General features: G+C 73.6%; 15 protein-coding genes and 1 tRNA gene. 11 read left to right on the forward strand and 5 right to left on the reverse strand.

What is annotated here, in order from left to right:
• Positions 1-52 precede the first annotated feature (52 nt).
• From GLX25_RS08665 to GLX25_RS08680, 4 genes are all read left to right on the forward strand, one after another.
• On the forward strand, positions 53-1,288 hold the full coding sequence (locus GLX25_RS08665; RefSeq protein ID WP_155842104.1) for an NAD(P)/FAD-dependent oxidoreductase: 1,236 nt from the start codon (positions 53-55) through the stop codon (positions 1,286-1,288).
• A complete protein-coding gene (folP, locus tag GLX25_RS08670; protein ID WP_309299159.1) occupies positions 1,285-2,169 on the forward strand; it encodes a dihydropteroate synthase in 885 nt (294 codons plus the stop codon). The genes GLX25_RS08665 and folP overlap by 4 nt, the downstream gene beginning before the upstream one ends.
• A complete protein-coding gene (locus GLX25_RS08675; RefSeq protein ID WP_166548627.1) occupies positions 2,166-2,921 on the forward strand; it encodes a pyrimidine reductase family protein in 756 nt (251 codons plus the stop codon). Before folP ends, GLX25_RS08675 begins: the two co-directional genes overlap by 4 nt.
• Positions 2,922-3,024: 103 nt before the next feature.
• Positions 3,025-3,756 (forward strand): Pr6Pr family membrane protein, encoded by a 732-nt coding sequence (locus tag GLX25_RS08680; RefSeq protein ID WP_166548628.1) that lies wholly within the window; start codon positions 3,025-3,027, stop codon positions 3,754-3,756.
• A 22-nt stretch (positions 3,757-3,778) separates the two neighbouring features.
• Here GLX25_RS08680 and GLX25_RS08685 read toward each other — a convergent pair whose 3' ends face one another.
• From GLX25_RS08685 to GLX25_RS08695, 3 genes are all read right to left on the reverse strand, one after another.
• The gene (locus GLX25_RS08685; RefSeq protein ID WP_155842106.1) at positions 3,779-5,419 is read right to left on the reverse strand and encodes a DNA repair helicase XPB; all 1,641 of its coding nucleotides are present in this window, start codon (positions 5,417-5,419) and stop codon (positions 3,779-3,781) included.
• Between the two features lie 96 nt (positions 5,420-5,515).
• Positions 5,516-7,390, reverse strand: coding sequence for a helicase-associated domain-containing protein (locus GLX25_RS08690; protein ID WP_155842107.1), 1,875 nt, complete (start codon positions 7,388-7,390; stop codon positions 5,516-5,518).
• Positions 7,391-7,395: 5 nt separating this feature from the next.
• Positions 7,396-7,671 (reverse strand): hypothetical protein, encoded by a 276-nt coding sequence (locus GLX25_RS08695; RefSeq protein ID WP_271192629.1) that lies wholly within the window; start codon positions 7,669-7,671, stop codon positions 7,396-7,398.
• 109 nt (positions 7,672-7,780) lie between these two features.
• Between GLX25_RS08695 and GLX25_RS08700 the strand changes: the two genes are divergently transcribed.
• Positions 7,781-8,161, forward strand: a complete 381-nt coding sequence (locus GLX25_RS08700) for a cold-shock protein (protein ID WP_155842108.1) — start codon at positions 7,781-7,783, stop codon at positions 8,159-8,161.
• Complete coding sequence (locus GLX25_RS08705) at positions 8,154-8,897, forward strand: DUF3027 domain-containing protein (protein WP_155842109.1); 744 nt, start codon at positions 8,154-8,156, stop codon at positions 8,895-8,897. The genes GLX25_RS08700 and GLX25_RS08705 overlap by 8 nt, the downstream gene beginning before the upstream one ends.
• A 16-nt stretch (positions 8,898-8,913) precedes the next feature.
• Here the strand turns inward: GLX25_RS08705 and GLX25_RS08710 are convergent, their stop codons facing one another.
• Positions 8,914-9,183, reverse strand: coding sequence for a DUF2530 domain-containing protein (locus GLX25_RS08710; protein ID WP_155842110.1), 270 nt, complete (start codon positions 9,181-9,183; stop codon positions 8,914-8,916).
• A gap of 10 nt (positions 9,184-9,193) precedes the next feature.
• Positions 9,194-10,309 carry a phosphoserine transaminase gene (gene serC, locus GLX25_RS08715; protein WP_155842111.1) on the reverse strand — a complete coding sequence of 372 codons (1,116 nt, stop codon included), beginning with the start codon at positions 10,307-10,309 and terminating at the stop codon, positions 9,194-9,196.
• 152 nt (positions 10,310-10,461) lie between these two features.
• On the opposite strand from serC, the gene GLX25_RS08720 reads away from it, so the two are divergent.
• The 5 genes from GLX25_RS08720 (at position 10,462) to GLX25_RS08740 (ending at position 15,250) form a co-directional block, all read left to right on the forward strand.
• The gene (locus tag GLX25_RS08720) at positions 10,462-11,154 is read left to right on the forward strand and encodes an iron-dependent transcriptional repressor DtxR (protein ID WP_155842112.1); all 693 of its coding nucleotides are present in this window, start codon (positions 10,462-10,464) and stop codon (positions 11,152-11,154) included.
• 346 nt (positions 11,155-11,500) lie between these two features.
• Complete coding sequence (locus tag GLX25_RS18360) at positions 11,501-12,301, forward strand: C40 family peptidase (protein WP_271192630.1); 801 nt, start codon at positions 11,501-11,503, stop codon at positions 12,299-12,301.
• A 339-nt stretch (positions 12,302-12,640) separates the two neighbouring features.
• Positions 12,641-13,138 (forward strand): HNH endonuclease, encoded by a 498-nt coding sequence (locus tag GLX25_RS08730; RefSeq protein WP_155842113.1) that lies wholly within the window; start codon positions 12,641-12,643, stop codon positions 13,136-13,138.
• A gap of 694 nt (positions 13,139-13,832) precedes the next feature.
• Positions 13,833-14,864, forward strand: a complete 1,032-nt coding sequence (locus tag GLX25_RS08735; RefSeq protein ID WP_166548629.1) for a CHAP domain-containing protein — start codon at positions 13,833-13,835, stop codon at positions 14,862-14,864.
• Positions 14,865-15,178: 314 nt separating this feature from the next.
• Positions 15,179-15,250, forward strand: a tRNA-Arg gene (locus tag GLX25_RS08740).
• Positions 15,251-15,316: the final 66 nt, after the last annotated feature.

Below are 15,316 nucleotides of genomic sequence, written 5' to 3' on the forward strand. Positions count from 1 at the left end.
GCGGATGCCATGAGCCTTCGACGCACGCGAGCGACCGTGCAAGACTCGCGGCATGGCACGCGAACGAGTGGTGGTCGTCGGTGGTGGCCTGACGGCGGCCCGAGCGGTCGAGTCCATGCGCGAGCACGACGTCGACGACGAGATCGTCGTGGTGACCGAGGAGCGCCGCCTGCCGTACGAGCGGCCGCCCCTGTCGAAGGGCTACCTCGAGGGCGACGACCCGTCGAGCGCGATCTACCCGCTGGATGCCGCGTGGTACCGCGACCACGACGTCGACGTGCGGCGCGGGGTGCGTGCGACCGCGCTCGACGTCGGTACGCGCACGCTCGCGACCGATGCGGGCGAGCTCGCCTGGGACCGCCTGCTGATCGCGACCGGCGCGACCGCCCGCCGGTTCGAGGGGCCGGGTGCGGGCCTCCGCGGCGTCCACCTGCTGCGCTCCCTGCCGGATGCCACGCGCCTGCGCACCGCGCTCCGCGCGGGCGACCGGCGCGTCGTCGTCATCGGTTCCAGCTGGATCGGCCTCGAGGTCGCCGCCGCGGCCCGCGGGTACGGCGACCCCGTGACCGTGCTCGGCCGGAGCGAGGCGCCGCTCGTCGGCGCGGTCGGGCGCGAGCTCGGCGGCATGTTCGCCGACCTGCATCGCGAGCACGACGTCGAGATGCGGACCGAGGTCGCGGTGTCGGCGATCGAGGGCGAGCAGGGCCGGGTGCGCGGCGTCGTGCTCTCGACGGGCGAGGAGGTGCCGGCGGACCTCGTGGTGGTCGGCATCGGGGCCACGCCGAACGTCGGGCTCGCGGCATCCGCTCGCCTCACGGTCGACGACGGCATCGTGACGGATGCTGCGTTCCGCACGAGCGCGGACGGCGTGTACGCCGCGGGCGACGTCGCGAACGTGTTCAACCCGACGCTCGGCCACCGGCTGCGCGTCGAGCACTGGGCGAACGCCGACGCGAGCGGGCGCGCGGTGGGCCGCGTGCTCGCCGGCGAGGAGCTCGAGTACGACGAGATCCCGTACTTCTACACCGACCAGTACGACCTCGGCATGGAGTACTCCGGCTACGGCGAGCTCGCCGACCGAGCCGACCTGGTGGTCCGCGGCGACCTCGCCGCGCGCGAGTGCGTCGCCTTCTGGCTGCTCGACAGGCGGGTCGTGGCCGGCATGAACGTCAACGTGTGGGACGTGAACGACGAGGTGCAGCGGCTCATCCGCGCGCGCGTCGCGGTCGATCCGGCCGCGCTCGCCGATCCCGACGTGCCGCTCTCGGAGATCGGCGCCGCCGCGTGAGCGGCACCCTCCGGCGAATCGGCCCGCGCGAGTTCGACTTCGCCAGGCAGGTCGCGGTCATGGCGATCGTGAACCGCACGCCCGACTCGTTCTACGACCGGGGGGCGACCTTCGCGCTCGACCGCGCCGTCGAGGCCGCGCATGCGGCGGTGGCGGACGGCGCCGACTGGATCGACGTCGGCGGCGCCAAGTTCGCTCCGGGTCCGCCGATCCCGGTCGAGGAGGAGGCGGACCGGGTCGTCCCCGTCGTGGCCGCGCTCGCCGGATCGGGCGCCGTGGTCTCCGTCGACACCTTCCACCCCGAGGTGGCGCGCCGGGCGATCGCGGCCGGCGCGCACGTGATCAACGACACGACCGGCATCCACGACCCCGCCATGGCCGACGTCGTCGCCGACAGCGACGCGACCATCGTGATCACGCACAGCCTCGCCGCGCCGCGGACTCCGCACCCGATGCCGGAGTACGGCGACGTCGTCGCAGAGGTCGCGGCGTTCCTCCGAGATCGCATCGACCTGGCGCGCTCCCACGGCGTGCCCGAGGAGCGCATCGTCATCGACCCCGGGCACGACCTGAACAAGAACACCCTGCACTCGCTCGAACTCACCCGGCGGCTCGACGAGATCGCCGCCGTCGGGCCGCCGCTGCTCGTCGCGCTCTCGAACAAGGACTTCGTCGGCGAGAGCGTCGGGCGGCGCGACCGGCGCGACCGGCTCGCCGGATCGCTCGCGGCGGCGGTCTACTGCATCGATCGGGGGGCGCGCATCGTCCGGGTCCACAACGTGCGCGAGACGGTCGACGCCGTCCGGATGGTCGAGGCGATCGAGGGATGGCGCGAGCCGGCGTTCCTCGAGCACAACCTGGGGCCGGGCGACGCCACATGAGCGCCGGGATCACGGCGGCGGATCGGCGGCCGTTCGACGCCGATCGGATGCACGCCTCGTACGCCGTCGACGTCGTCGACGCGGGCGGGGGATCGGATTCCGTCTTCTGCCGGGCCAACATGGTCGAGAGCCTCGACGGCGCGGCGACGCTCGGCGGCCGCAGCGGCGGGCTCGGCGACCCCGAGGACCAGCGGCTGATGTCGGTGCTGCGCTCGCACGCCGATGTCGTGCTCGTCGGGTCGGGCACGGTGCGCGCCGAGGGCTACGGCGGCGCGGCGGTGGTCGAGGCGGATGCCGCGTGGCGGACGGCGCGCGGACGGGACGCCCAGCCGCGGTTCGCAGTGGTCTCGTCGCGGCTCGGACTGGAGCCGCGGCATCCGTTCTTCGCCGACTCGGCGGCCCGCCCGATCGTCGTCACGAGCGACGCCGCGCCGCCCGACCGGCGCGATGCGCTCGCCCGCGTCGCCGACGTGATCGTCGCGGGCGACCGGCGGGTCGACCTGGCCGCGGCGTTCGCCGAGCTCGGCCGGCGCGGCCTGCGCTCGATCCTCACGGAGGGCGGGCCGGGCCTGCTCGGCGCGCTCGCCGAGGCCGACCTCGTCGACGAGCTCTGCGTGACGCTCAGTCCCGTGCTCGTCGGCGGCGCGGCGCCGCGCATCTCGGGCTCGGCCGAGGAGCGTCCGCGCGCCATGCGGCTCGTGCACGCGATCGCGGGCGAGCGCATGCTCTTCCTGCGCTACGCGCGGAGCTGAGGGCGACGTGGCGGCAACGCATTGACACGATCGGAGGGCGCCGCCTAGCCTCTGCGTGCGGCGCGGCGATCCGCCCGCTCGTGCGACGAGGAGAGGTGATGGGGTGAGCGTCGACGCCGCCGACCGGACCCGGCCCGAGCCGTGCCCCGAGACGGCGCCGCGTGCGAACGTCTGGGCCGCACCGGCGTTCTGGTGGCGCGTGGCGATCGTGCTCGTCGTGGTGTGGGGACTCGTCGCCGGCGAGCGGCGCCTGGCCTACTTCACGACGCAGAGCAACGTGATCGTCTTCGCGTACTTCGCCTGCGCGCTCTACTGGATGGTGCGGCGCGGGACCGCACGGCCGCCGGCGCCCGTGCTGCGGGGCGGCGTGACCACCTGGATCCTCACGACGATGGTCGTCTCGCACGTGCTGCTCAACCACTTCGAGAACCCGATCCCGGGCCTGTTCGTCGCGGACCCGACCGACCAGCTCGCCAACCGCGCGATCTTCGCGATGCACTACGTCGTGCCGCTCATGGTCCTCGTCGACTGGGTCGCGTTCGGCCCGCATCGCGTGGTGCGCTGGCGGGATGCCGCGTGGTGGCTCGTGTACCCCGCCGCCTACGGGCTCCTCTTCCTCTGGCGCGCCCTCGCTCTGCCCGAGGTGCCCGACCGATTCCCGTACCCGTTCCTCGACACCGACGCGCTCGGCGCGCTCGGGTCGCTGCTCGAGATGCTCCGCGTCGTCGCCTACATCGCGGTGCTCGGGCTCGTCGTGATGGCCCTCGACCGGCTCGCCTGGTGGGTCGGCCGGCGGCTGCGCCGGGTGCGGCGCGGCGCCGAGGCATCCGCCTGACCCCGACGAGGCCGAGCGCGCGTCAGGCCGCCAGGGCGTGCGCGTCGAGGATCGTGTAGCTGTAGCCCTGCTCGGCGAGGAACCGCTGGCGGTTGAGCGCGAAGTCCTGGTCGACCGTGTCTCGCGCGACGAGCGTGTAGAAGTTCGCCGACAGGCCCGACTCCTTCGGGCGGAGGAGTCGCCCGAGTCGCTGGGCCTCCTCCTGCCGCGACCCGAACGAACCCGAGACCTGGATCGCGACCGTCGCCTCGGGGAGGTCGACCGAGAAGTTCGCGACCTTCGACACCACCAGCACCGGTGTCCGGCCGTCGCGGAACTCCTGGAACAGCCGCTCGCGCTCGTCGACGGGCGTCGCACCCGTCAGCTGCGGTGCCCCGAGCGCCTCCGCGAGCTCCTCGATCTGGTCGAGGTACTGGCCGATCACGAGGATGCGCTCGCCGGCGTGCTTGGCCACGAGCTCCTTGACGACCCCGAGCTTCGCGGGCGCGGTCGCGGCCAGGCGGTAGCGCTCGTCGTCGGCGGATGCCGCGTAGGCGAGCCGCTCGGACTGCGGCAGGTCGATGCGCACCTCGTAGCAGGCGGCGGGGGAGATGAAGCCCTGCGCCTCGATCTCCTTCCACGGCGCGTCGAACCGCTTGGGGCCGATCAGGGAGAACACGTCGCCCTCGCGGCCGTCCTCGCGGACGAGCGTCGCGGTGAGGCCCAGGCGGCGCCGCGCCTGCAGTTCGGCGGTGAGCTTGAACACCGGCGCGGGCAGCAGGTGCACCTCGTCGTAGACCACGAGTCCCCAGTCGAGCGCGTCGAGGAGCGCCAGGTGCGCGTACTCGCCCTTCCGCTTCGCCGTGAGGATCTGGTACGTCGCGATCGTGACCGGCTTGACCTCCTTGGTCTGGCCGGAGTACTCGCCGATCTCCTCGGCCGTCAGGCTCGTGCGGCGCAGCAGCTCGTCGCGCCACTGGCGCGCGCTCACGGTGTTCGTCACGAGGATGAGCGTGGTGGTCTTCGCGGTCGCCATCGCACCCGCGCCGACGAGCGTCTTGCCGGCGCCGCAGGGCAGCACGACGACGCCCGAGCCGCCGTCGAAGAAGTTGTCGACGGCCTTCTGCTGGTAGTCGCGCAGGTGCCAGCCGTCCTGTTCGAGGTCGATCTCGTGCGGCGTTCCCGGCGTGTAGCCCGCGAGGTCCTCGGCCGGCCAGCCGAGCTTCACGAGCTCCTGCTTGAGGGCGCCTCGCGCCCAGGCCTCGACGAGGAAGCTGGTGTCGTCGATGCGCTCGGTGAGCAGCGGCGCGACGCGCTTCGCGCCCGCGACCTCGGTGAGCACCGCGAGGTCGTCGCTGCGGAGCCGCAGTGCACCGTCGTCGGCGCGGTCGACCACGAGGCGCCCGTACCGGCCGACGGTCTCGCGCATGTCGACGGCGACCGTCTGCGGCACGGGGAACTTCGCGTAGCGTTCGAGCGTGCCCAGCATGTCGTCGGCCGTGTGCCCGGCGGCGCGCGCGTTCCACAGGCCGAGCCGCGTGATGCGGTAGGTGTGGATGTGCTCGGGCGCGCGCTCGAGCTCGGCGAAGATGGCGAGGTCGTGCCGCGCGTCCTCGGCGAGCGGGTTCGCCACCTCGAGGAGCACGGTGCGATCGCTCTGGACGATCAGGGGGCCGTCTGACATAGCGGACCAGTCTATCCGGGATTCCCGAACGCGACGCCGAGTGCACCGGATGCCTCGGTGCCGGTCATTCCGCACCGAGGCGTCGCGCGGGCCCGCTCAGCTCCCCGCGGGCGCCGGCGCGACCGCGGCGATCGCGGAGATCGGCAGCGTCCGCTCGATGTCGGACTTGCGGTCGCGGGCGCGGAGCCGGCCGTTCGCGACGCTCGCCGGTGCGAGGAGGTAGTCGGCCGTGTCGCCGCCCGGCATCCGCACCGTCACCGTCAGCGTCTCCTTCGCACGGGCGGCCGCCTCGAGCTGCCTCGCGAGCCAGGCCTGCTCGGTGCCGCCCTCGGCGTCGGCCTCGGCCAGCCGGTCGAGCAGCGCCTCGATCGGGTCCGTGCGCGGCGCCGGAGTCGGCGCGTGCCCGACGTGGTGGCGTCGGAGGCGGACGATCCGTCCCTCCGCGTCCTCCGCGGCGACGGGGTAGCGCGCGTCGCTCAGGCCCCAGAACACCACGTCGGGCGGGAACCGCGACAGCAGGCGGTGCGCGCCGTCCTGTCGGAGCCCGAGCGACGAGAGGGACTGGTCGACGAGCAGGGTGCCGATGAGCTGCGGGTCGTCGGATCGCACCGACGCGCGCGCGGGCGCCTCCGAAGCGTCGGCCGCGCCGACCCGGACCGCGCCGAACCGCGCCGCCGACTCGCTCAGGAGGTACGCGAGCGGCTGCGGGATCCCGGTGAGCGAGATCCCCTCGAGGAAGTCGCGGATGCCCTCCTCGGTGTCGCCGGCCGCGAGGGCGCGGTTCACGGATGCCGCGGTCACGCGGTAGCTCGACGCGAGGTCGCGACCCTCGACCTCGGCGAACGCCCGCAGCCGGGCGTCGAGCGAGGGCTCGAGCGGGCCGGGGGAGACGATCGTGAGGTCGTGCTGGACGTAGACCTTGTCGACCTGCGCGGGGAAGTGGCGTGCGAGGCGCTCGGCGGCGGCGACCAGGTCGCCGGCGAGCACGAGCGAGGCCGTCTCGAGCGGCTCGCCCGCGACGGCGAGGCCGAGCGCCTCGGCGTCCTCGAGGAGGCGGTCCATGCCGTCGCGGAGCCACGCGCCGCCGCCCGGGTAGTACCACGCGACGTCGTCCCTGATCGAGGCGGAGCTCAGCGCCTCGCTGCGCCGTACGACCAGGTCCCGGAGCGGCGCCGGGATCCGCGCGCGCCAGGCCTCCGCGAGCCGGGTCCATCGGGCGCCGGTGCCGAGCATGATCCACTCGGCGCCCGCGTCGGACTCGAGCCAGACGGGGCCGTCGCGCACGATCAGGCCCGCCTCGATCGCCCGGCGCACGAGTCGCGGGAACTCGTCGAGCTCGACGCCGGCGGCTTCGGCGAGGCGCTTCGCGTCGGGCAGCGCGAATCCGCCCTTCGCGAGCTCGCGGGCCGGCTGCACGGCGAGGCCGGAGAGCAGCTCCGCGGTCGCGGCGACCGTGCCGTGCGCCGTCTCGGCGGCGCGCCGGTCGAGCAGGCCGGTGTCGGGACGATCGCGCGGCAGGGCGACGGGCGGCGCGTGCCCAGCGAGGGATTCGAGGCTCGGCAGGTCGTCGTCGAGCCTCGAGCCGAGTCGTGCGGCGATCTCGGTCGGCACGTGGATGCGGTCGCCGTCGCGCAGCAGCAGGAGCCGCGCCTCGAGGCGATCGAGCACGGCGGCGGGGTCGTCGGCCAGGGCGTCGCCGAGGTCGTCGGCGCCGAGCGCGCGCAGCTCGTCGGCCAGGCGGTCGACGTCGGTCCACCCGGCGTCGTCGGAGGTCGCCGCCGCGGCGGCGAGGACGGCGAGCGAGGGGCGCTCTAGCCGGTCGACGGCGTGGTCGATGGAGTCGGCCGCGGTCAGCGCCTCGGCGAGGTCGAAGAGGTCGCGGACGCTCGAGTGATCGAGTTCGCGCGCCGCCAGCGCGGCCGCGAGTCGCTCGCGCGGGATCGCGCGGAGGCTCGCGGCGAGCACCAGCATGGCCGTCAGTCCGTGCCCTGCTTGGACTCCCGGGAGCGACGCACGCCGTTGACGATGAGCAGCGCGATCAGGAGGACGAATCCGATGGGCAGTCCGATGAGCGGGAGCACGAGCACGAACGGCCAGATGCCCTCGCTGAAGCCGTCGTCGGCGCCGACCCCGGCGAGCGTGCCGATCATGACCGCGAAGAACGCGATGATCGAGAGCCCGACGGTCGCGGCGACCATGTAGGCGAGGATGCGCTCGAGGCGATGGTCGGTGATCGGGCCCTGATTGCTCACCGTCCCAGAATAGGCCCCACGGCCGTCGCGGGGCATGCCGGACCGTAGACTGGGGGCCGACGTCGCCGCGGTTCCCGGCGCGCCCACCGAGACAGCGGGAGTTCCATCGATGCCCACCGGCAAGGTCAAGTTCTACGACGAGGAGAAGGGGTTCGGCTTCATCCACGGCGATGACGGCCAGGAGGTCTTCCTCCACGCCTCGGCACTTCCCGCCGGCGCGACCGTGCGCTCGGGCACCCGGCTGGAGTTCGGGATCGCGCAGGGCAAGCGCGGTGCGCAGGCGCTCTCGGTGCGCGTCCTCGACGCGCCGCCGAGCCTCGCCCGGATGCACCGCAAGCCCGCGGACGACATGGCGGTCATCGTGGAGGACCTCGTCAAGGTGCTCGACGGCATCGGCGCGAACCTCAAGCGCGGCCGGTACCCCGACAACGCGCACAGCCGCAAGATCGCGGCGCTCCTGCGCAGGGTTGCGGACGAGCTGGATGCCTGACGCGGAGATCGCCGGCGAGGCGCCCGAGGCATCCGACGGGGGCGCGCCCGCCGAGGAGCGTGCACCGATCGTCGCCGACGAGGTGCTGCTCGCCGCGGTCGACCTCGCGCGCGGCGCGCTGCTCGAGGTCACCCCCGCGCAGTCGGTCGGCTCGGTCCTCGGCCACGTCGCCGACGCCGATCACGTGCTCTCCCTCCACTTCGCCGCCGACCTGCCGGGGTACCCCGGCTGGCACTGGTCGGTCACGCTCGCCCGCGTCGAGGACGGCGAGCCGACCGTGCTCGAGAGCGAGCTGCTCCCCGGCGAGCGGGCGCTCCTCGCCCCCGAGTGGGTTCCGTGGTCGGAGCGGCTCGCGGAGTACCGCGCGACGCAGGCCGCGGCGGCCGCCGAGTCGGAGGCGGCCGACGAGGAGTCCGACGTCGAGGACGGGGCCGACGGCGACGAGGGATCGGACCGCGACGAGGCCGACTACGACGTCGAGGACGAGGACGAGGACGAGGACGAGGACGCAGCGGACGCCGACGACTTCGGCGACGAGGACGCCGGGGACGACGTGTTCGACGGCATCGACATCGATGCGCTGGACGGCTCCGAAGCCGATGACGACGACAGCGAAGACGCCGCCGACGACGAGGAGGACGCCGACGTCGAGGGCGGCGTCGACGACGGCGACCCCGATGACGGCGATCCCGACGGCGGCGCGGACGACCGGGACCGGCCGGACGACTCGGACTGACCCGTCCGGGCGGCGCTCAGCGCGAAGCCCGGTCGTCGGGCTCCGGCGGATGCCGCCGTCGGCGCAGTTGCACGACGACGAGTCCGACGATCCCGAGCACGACGCCGATCGCGGCCGCGATCGTGAACCAGCCGAACCCGGCATCCGCCAGCGCGCCGGAGAAGGCGAGGGCGAGCGCCAGCGCGACGACCCATCCGACCGTCCCGGCGAGCAGCGCCTTTCGCGCGTCGGCCCTGACCGGCTCCGGATCGGGGCGCCGCTCGGACTCGGACAGCCACAGGCGCATGGCCGTCACCCTAGCCGTTCTGCGCGAGCACCCAGTCGAGCGACGCGGTGAGCGCGCGGACGTCGTCGGGCTCGATCGCGGTGAACGTCGCGACGCGCAGCTGGTTCCGGCCGAGCTTGCGGTAGGGCTCGGTGTCGACGATGCCGTTGGCCCGGAGCGTCGTGGCGAGGGCCGCGGCATCCGTCGTCTCGTCGAAGTCGATCGTGACGACCACCTGCGAGCGGTGCGCGGGGTCGGCGACGAAGGGCGTCGCCGCCTCGGTGCGCGCGGCCCAGTCGTAGAGGACGCCGGAGGACTCGCGCGTGCGGGCGTCGGCCCAGGCGAGGCCGCCCGACGCGTTCATCCACTCGAGCTGGCTCTCGAGGAGGAGCAGCGTCGCGAGGGCCGGCGTGTTGAGGGTCTGGTCGAGGCGCGAGTTGTCGACGGCGTTCTTCAGCGACAGGAAGTCGGGGATGTACCGGCCGGATGCCGCGACGCGCTCGACGCGCTCGATCGCGGCGGGCGACATGATCGCGAACCACAGCCCGCCGTCGGAGGCGAAGTTCTTCTGCGGAGCGAAGTAGAGGACGTCGAACTCGGCCGGGTCGGCGAACGCGCCGCCCGCGGCGCTCGTCGCGTCGACCACCGTGAGCGCGCCGGGGTCGGCGGCGACCCGGCGGACGGGGGCCTGGACGCCGGTCGAGGTCTCGTTCTGCGGCCAGCCGTAGACGTCGACGCCCTCGAGCGGCTCGGCGTCGACGCGTGAGCCCGGCTCGGCCTTCCTCACATCTGGGGCCTCGAGCCACGGCGCGGCGGCGGCCTTCGCGAACTTCGCACCGAACTCGCCGAACGAGCAGAGCTGCGCGCGCCGCTCGACGAGGCCGAACGCCGCGGCATCCCAGAACGCGGTCGAGCCGCCGTTGCCGAGGACGACCTCGTAGCCGTCGGGGAGCGAGTAGAGGTCGGCGATGCCCCGCCGGACCCGGCCGACGAGCTGCTTCACCGGCGCCTGCCGGTGCGAGGTGCCGAGCAGGCCGGGGCCGACCTCGGCGAGGTGCGCGAGCTGCTCGGGCCGCACCTTCGACGGGCCGCAGCCGAAACGGCCGTCGGCGGGCAGGAGCGACGAGGGGATCACGAGCTCAGGCATGGTCCGATCCTAGACGCGGGGCCTTCGCCATGGCGGCGGATGACGCGGCCGGCGCCGTTCGTCGTGTCCACCCCGACCGCCGGGCGGCATGTCGGCCGCGGCCAGTAGTCTGTTCTGATGCACGAGGCGCCCGACGGCCGAGGGGGAGCGAATTGACCGACCTCATCGACACGACCGAGATGTACCTGCGCACCATCCTCGACCTCGAGGAGGAGGGCATCGTGCCCCTCCGCGCCCGCATCTCCGAGCGCCTCGGGCACTCCGGGCCCACCGTGTCGCAGACGGTCGCGCGGATGGAGCGCGACGGCCTCGTCGTCGTCTCCGGCGACCGCCACCTCGAGCTCACGACCGACGGCCGCCAGAAGGCGGTCCACGTCATGCGCAAGCACCGCCTCGCCGAGCGCCTGCTCGCCGACGTGATCGGCCTCGACTGGGAGTACGTCCACGAAGAGGCGTGCCGCTGGGAGCACGTGATGAGCGAGCACGTCGAGCGTCGCCTCGTCGAGATCCTCGGCCAGCCCACGCACTCGCCGTACGGCAACCCGATCCCCGGTCTCGAGGAGCTCGGGGTCGAGCCCGCGGCGCCGTTCATGCAGGGCGTGCGCAACGTGCTCACCGCGCTCGACGAGGGCGGCGGCGCCGCCGAGGGCGTGATCCGCCGTCTGGCCGAGCCCGCGCAGTTCGAACCCGAGCTGCTCGGCCGGCTCAAGGCCGCGGGCGTGCTGCCCGGAACGAGGGTGTCGCTCCGTCGCGACGGCACCGTCGTGGTGGTCTCGGTCGAGGGTCGCGACGACGCGCTCGAGCTTCCGTCGGAGCTCGCCGGACACCTCTTCATCGGGGACTGATCCCGGGCTCCGGTGCGTGTTCGGGGCGCGCGGGGTTCGCCGGTTCCGGATCCATCCGTCGCACCGGTCGCGGAATGCGGATTCCGGCGCTCCGTGACCGAAATGTGACAATCGACGACCTCTCGCGTATCCTCGATCGAGTCCGCCGGCGACAAGCCAGCCGGAGGAACAGGGTCGAGACGCCTCCCGCGCTCACCGCTCGGCCCCGATACCCGTGACGCGCCCCCAAGCGCACAGGTGAGACGGAGCTTCGGCCTCGTGGGGCGGAGGACACGTTTTGGCTCGATTCCCCCGGCGCCGCTCCGGCGCGACCACCGCCCCCAAGCCCAGGACCGGAACCGCACTCGTGCGTCGCACGACGCCGGCGGCGCCCGCGGCGCCCGCGGCCGCGACCGACGTCGCCATGGAGGCGAAGCTCCAGAAGGACTCGCTCGGTCGCCGCCTCCGCCGCGGCGGCGCGAAGAACGTCATGGTCATGTCCGTCGCCGCCGGCCTGGTCGGCACCCTCGCGATCCCCGCCTACGCGTTCGCCCCGGGCAGCGACGGCATCCAGTTCGGCGCCACCGCGCAGACGCAGCTGACCAAGGCGGCCCCGCAGGACGTCGAGGTCGCCGAGGACGTCATCGCCGCGCCCATCTCGGAGGACGGCTACGACGCCGTCACGGGCGAGGAGATCCGCGCCGCCGAGGAGGCCCAGCGCGCCGCCGAGGAGGCCGCTGCCGCCGCTGAGGCCGCCCGCCAGGCCGCCGCCGAGCAGATGACCTCCTACGCCGCCGCGGCCAGCGAGTACACGCCGGCCGCCGTGTACGGCTCCGCGGACCCCGCCAGCGTGTACTCGGTCGCCCAGCAGTACCTCGGCGTCCCGTACGTCTACGGCGGCGCGACGCCCGCCGGCTTCGACTGCTCCGGCCTCGTCCAGTACGTCTACGCGCAGTTCGGCATCAGCCTCCCGCACTCGTCCTCCGCGCAGGGTGCCGCCGGCACGCAGATCCCCGTCTCCGAGGCCGTCCCCGGCGATCTCGTCGTCATGAGCGGCCACATCGGCTTCTACGCCGGCAACGGCATGATCCTCCACGCGCCCTACGAGGGCACGGTCGTCCGAGTCCAGCCGATCTGGACCAGCGACTACTGGATCGTGCGGATCTGACGTGTGAACAGCGTGTGAAGCGTGACGCGAATGGCGTGCCGGGAGGACCCGGCACGCCATTCGTGTCGTAGCCTTGACCCTGACGATTCCGAATACCGGGTAGGGGAAGTCCGATGGTCGGTCCGCGCAGCAGCACCCATTCCGCGGGTGCGCGCGTGCTCTACGACCAGCGGCGCAGTAGTCAGCCGAGCCGCGACCTCGCCGGGATGCCGACGGGCACTGTCTTCATGACGGTGCCCGTTTCGCGTCTCCGGGGCGGTTCCGCGCACCCCGCGGCATCCGGATCGTCCTTCCCTTCACGCGGCTGGAAGCCATCCAGCACCGATCGAAAGGCACCCCATGCGCACGCTCGTGCTCAATGCCGGATATGAACCCCTCGCGGTCGTGTCGTTCAAGCGCGCCCTCCTGCTCGTCATGAACGAGAAGGCCACCGTGATCCTGCACGACGAGGGCAATCCCGTGCACGGCGCGAACGGCGAATGGGTCCGGCCCAGCGTCATCCTGCTCACCCGATACGTGCGCACGCCGCGCGTGCACCAGGTCCCGGTCAGCCGGCGCGGGGTGCTCCGCCGCGACGAGCATCGCTGCGCGTACTGCGGCAAGTCGGCCGGGACGATCGACCACGTGCTGCCCCGGTCGCGAGGCGGGCGCGATACGTGGGAGAACCTCGTCGCCTGCTGCCTGCGATGCAACAACTCCAAGGGCGACCACACCCCGGCCGAGATGGGCTGGACGCTGCGCATCACGCCGCGCATGCCGCACGGTCGCGGCTGGGTCGTGCGCGGGTTCGAGCGGCCGCTCCCGCAGTGGAGCGACTTCCTCGAGCGCGCCGCCTGAGCCCGTCCCGGCGCGCCGGTGCGGCGCATCGTGACAACCGCTCGGACCGTGCCCTAGGGTGGTACGAGTCCGGAGCACCCCCGGCTCCGGAGACCCGCAACGCCCCCGCGTCCGCCTCCCCCTGAGCCGGCGCGGGACCGGAGGTTCACGATCCTTGTACGGTGACGACGCGCACGGCCGGCCCCCAGGCCTGCGGCCCCGACGCCAGTCCGCCCTGCCCGCAGACGGGTCCGCCGGCTGGTCGCCCGACTTCCGCGAGGCCGCGGCGCGACCGGATGCCGCATCCGCTCCGCCCGCGTCCGGTCGCCGGGCGGACCGCGATCGCCCCGCCGACGGGGTGGTCGATCGAGGCGCGTCGGCACTGCGCGACCGCTCGGCCCTCCGCGATCCCGGAACGGGTCCCGCGCTGCCGCCCAGCCGTCCAGAGGTCGACGAGTGGCGCCGCGGACGGGAGCGGTCCGCCGCCGACGCGCCGCGCGCCGATCGACGCGTGGCGCCGCAGCCCGCGCCCCGTCGCGACGCTCCGGCGGACCGCGGCACGATGCCCGGTCGCGCGCCGGCGCCGGCGCCGGGCCGCGGGACGGAGTCTGCCCGTCCGCCGATGACCGGACGGTCCGTCGCCCCGCCCCGTCCGCCCCGTCCGCCTCGTCCCGAGAGCTCCGCGCCCGCACCCGATCGCCGCGATCCGCGGGGCATGTCCACCTCCTCCCCGCGATCCGTCGAGCGGACCGCCCCGCCGGCACCGGTCGCCCGCCGTGCTCCGGTCCCCGAGGCCGTCGCCGTCCCGTCCGCGACGCCGGCAGATCCCGCGGCGATCCCGGCCGCCGGCGCGGCCGGGCCCGCGCCGACCGGCTCGTCCTCCGTGGCGCTGGCCGTGGCCGCCGCGACCGGTGGCGCGTCCTCGTCGCTCGTGGCGCGGCCGGCCGCCGGTCGACGTCGGGGCGGTGCCTCGCGCACGGCGACCGCGACCCCGGCGCCGAGTGCCTCCGGGCCGGTCTCGCGACGGAACGGCCCCATGCGCGTGGCGGCCACCGTCCTCCTGGTTCCCGCGCTGGTCGGCACCGTGGCGCTCCCGGCGTACGCGTTCCTGCCCGGCGGCCACCTGCCGGGCGGCACGCCGACCAAGTTCAGCCTCTCGGTCGCCGAGGCGCAGGCGCTCGAGGTCTCGGATCTCGCGGCCGGTGCGCCGGTGTCGAGCGACACCTTCTCGGTCACGACGAAGGAGGAGATCGACGCCGCGGCCGCGGAGGCCGAGCGCGCGGCCTGGGAGGCCGAACTCGCGTCGCGCGGCACGGGCGAGTACGCCATCGTCGCGCAGCGGGCGGAGGGCGACGACTATCCGTGGTGGAACCAGACGCCCGACGACTACGGCGGCGGGCTGTCGCCGCTCCGCTACTACTACCGCGAGTGCGTCGACTTCGTGGCCTGGCGCCTCAACCGCGACGCGGGCGTGACGGGGGCGCCGTGGAAGTGGGACTGGGGCAACCTGGCCTCGGGCAGCGCCTGGATGTGGGCCGACGAGTGGGCGGCGAAGGGCTGGCCGTCGAGCAGCGAGCCCGTCGTCGGCGCCGTCGCGTGGTTCCCCTACAACCATGTCGCGTACGTGCAGTCGGTCAACGGCGACGGCACGGTCACGATCGAGGAGTACAACCAGAACTCCGACCACTCGTACCACGTGCGCACGATCCCCGTCGGGGAGGCGCTCTACCTGTACCCGCCGGCCTGACCGGCGGCGTCCACGGGTCGCGTCAGGTGACATCATGGCGAAACGGCGTTTCGAACTTGGACGTTCCGGACAATGACCGCGTCCCGGCGGCGCCGATAGCCTGAGGCTTCCCTCCCCAGAGATGCGAAGCAAGGTGACCGCGATGACGCAGCCCTCAGACGACAACCGGTTCGACGAGAACGGGTTCGTCGACGAGCTCGCCCCGTCGACGTCGGCGATCGTGGTGCTCGGCTACAACTGACCCTGCCCGTCCCTGCGGTGCCGCCGCCCGGTGGCCGAGCCGATCCGGCGCGCCCGCTAGACTCGTCCGGTCAGCCTCTGTAGCTCAATGGAAGAGCAGCTCCGTCCTAAGGAGAGGGTTGGGGGTTCGAGTCCCTCCAGGGGCACCGTGTGATGTCTCGCGACATATGTCTCATATGTCGCGAGACATCTGTCATTTCTGGGGCCATCTG

The sequence above is a fragment of the Agromyces luteolus genome, from assembly GCF_009729855.1.
Classification (GTDB): Bacteria; Actinomycetota; Actinomycetes; order Actinomycetales; family Microbacteriaceae; genus Agromyces; species Agromyces luteolus.

Bases quoted from the DNA above. Each gene is read 5' to 3' on its own strand.
- GLX25_RS08665 (WP_155842104.1), top strand. From the start codon at position 53: ATGGCACGCGAACGAGTGGTGGTCGTCGGTGGTGGCCTGACGGCGGCC.
- GLX25_RS08675 (WP_166548627.1), top strand. From the start codon at position 2,166: ATGAGCGCCGGGATCACGGCGGCGGATCGGCGGCCGTTCGACGCCGAT.
- GLX25_RS08685 (WP_155842106.1), bottom strand. From the start codon at position 5,419: ATGTCAGACGGCCCCCTGATCGTCCAGAGCGATCGCACCGTGCTCCTC.
- GLX25_RS08690 (WP_155842107.1), bottom strand. From the start codon at position 7,390: ATGCTGGTGCTCGCCGCGAGCCTCCGCGCGATCCCGCGCGAGCGACTC.
- GLX25_RS08700 (WP_155842108.1), top strand. From the start codon at position 7,781: ATGCCCACCGGCAAGGTCAAGTTCTACGACGAGGAGAAGGGGTTCGGC.
- GLX25_RS08705 (WP_155842109.1), top strand. From the start codon at position 8,154: ATGCCTGACGCGGAGATCGCCGGCGAGGCGCCCGAGGCATCCGACGGG.
- GLX25_RS08710 (WP_155842110.1), bottom strand. From the start codon at position 9,183: ATGCGCCTGTGGCTGTCCGAGTCCGAGCGGCGCCCCGATCCGGAGCCG.
- serC (WP_155842111.1), bottom strand. From the start codon at position 10,309: ATGCCTGAGCTCGTGATCCCCTCGTCGCTCCTGCCCGCCGACGGCCGT.
- GLX25_RS08730 (WP_155842113.1), top strand. From the start codon at position 12,641: ATGCGCACGCTCGTGCTCAATGCCGGATATGAACCCCTCGCGGTCGTG.
- GLX25_RS08735 (WP_166548629.1), top strand. From the start codon at position 13,833: ATGTCCACCTCCTCCCCGCGATCCGTCGAGCGGACCGCCCCGCCGGCA.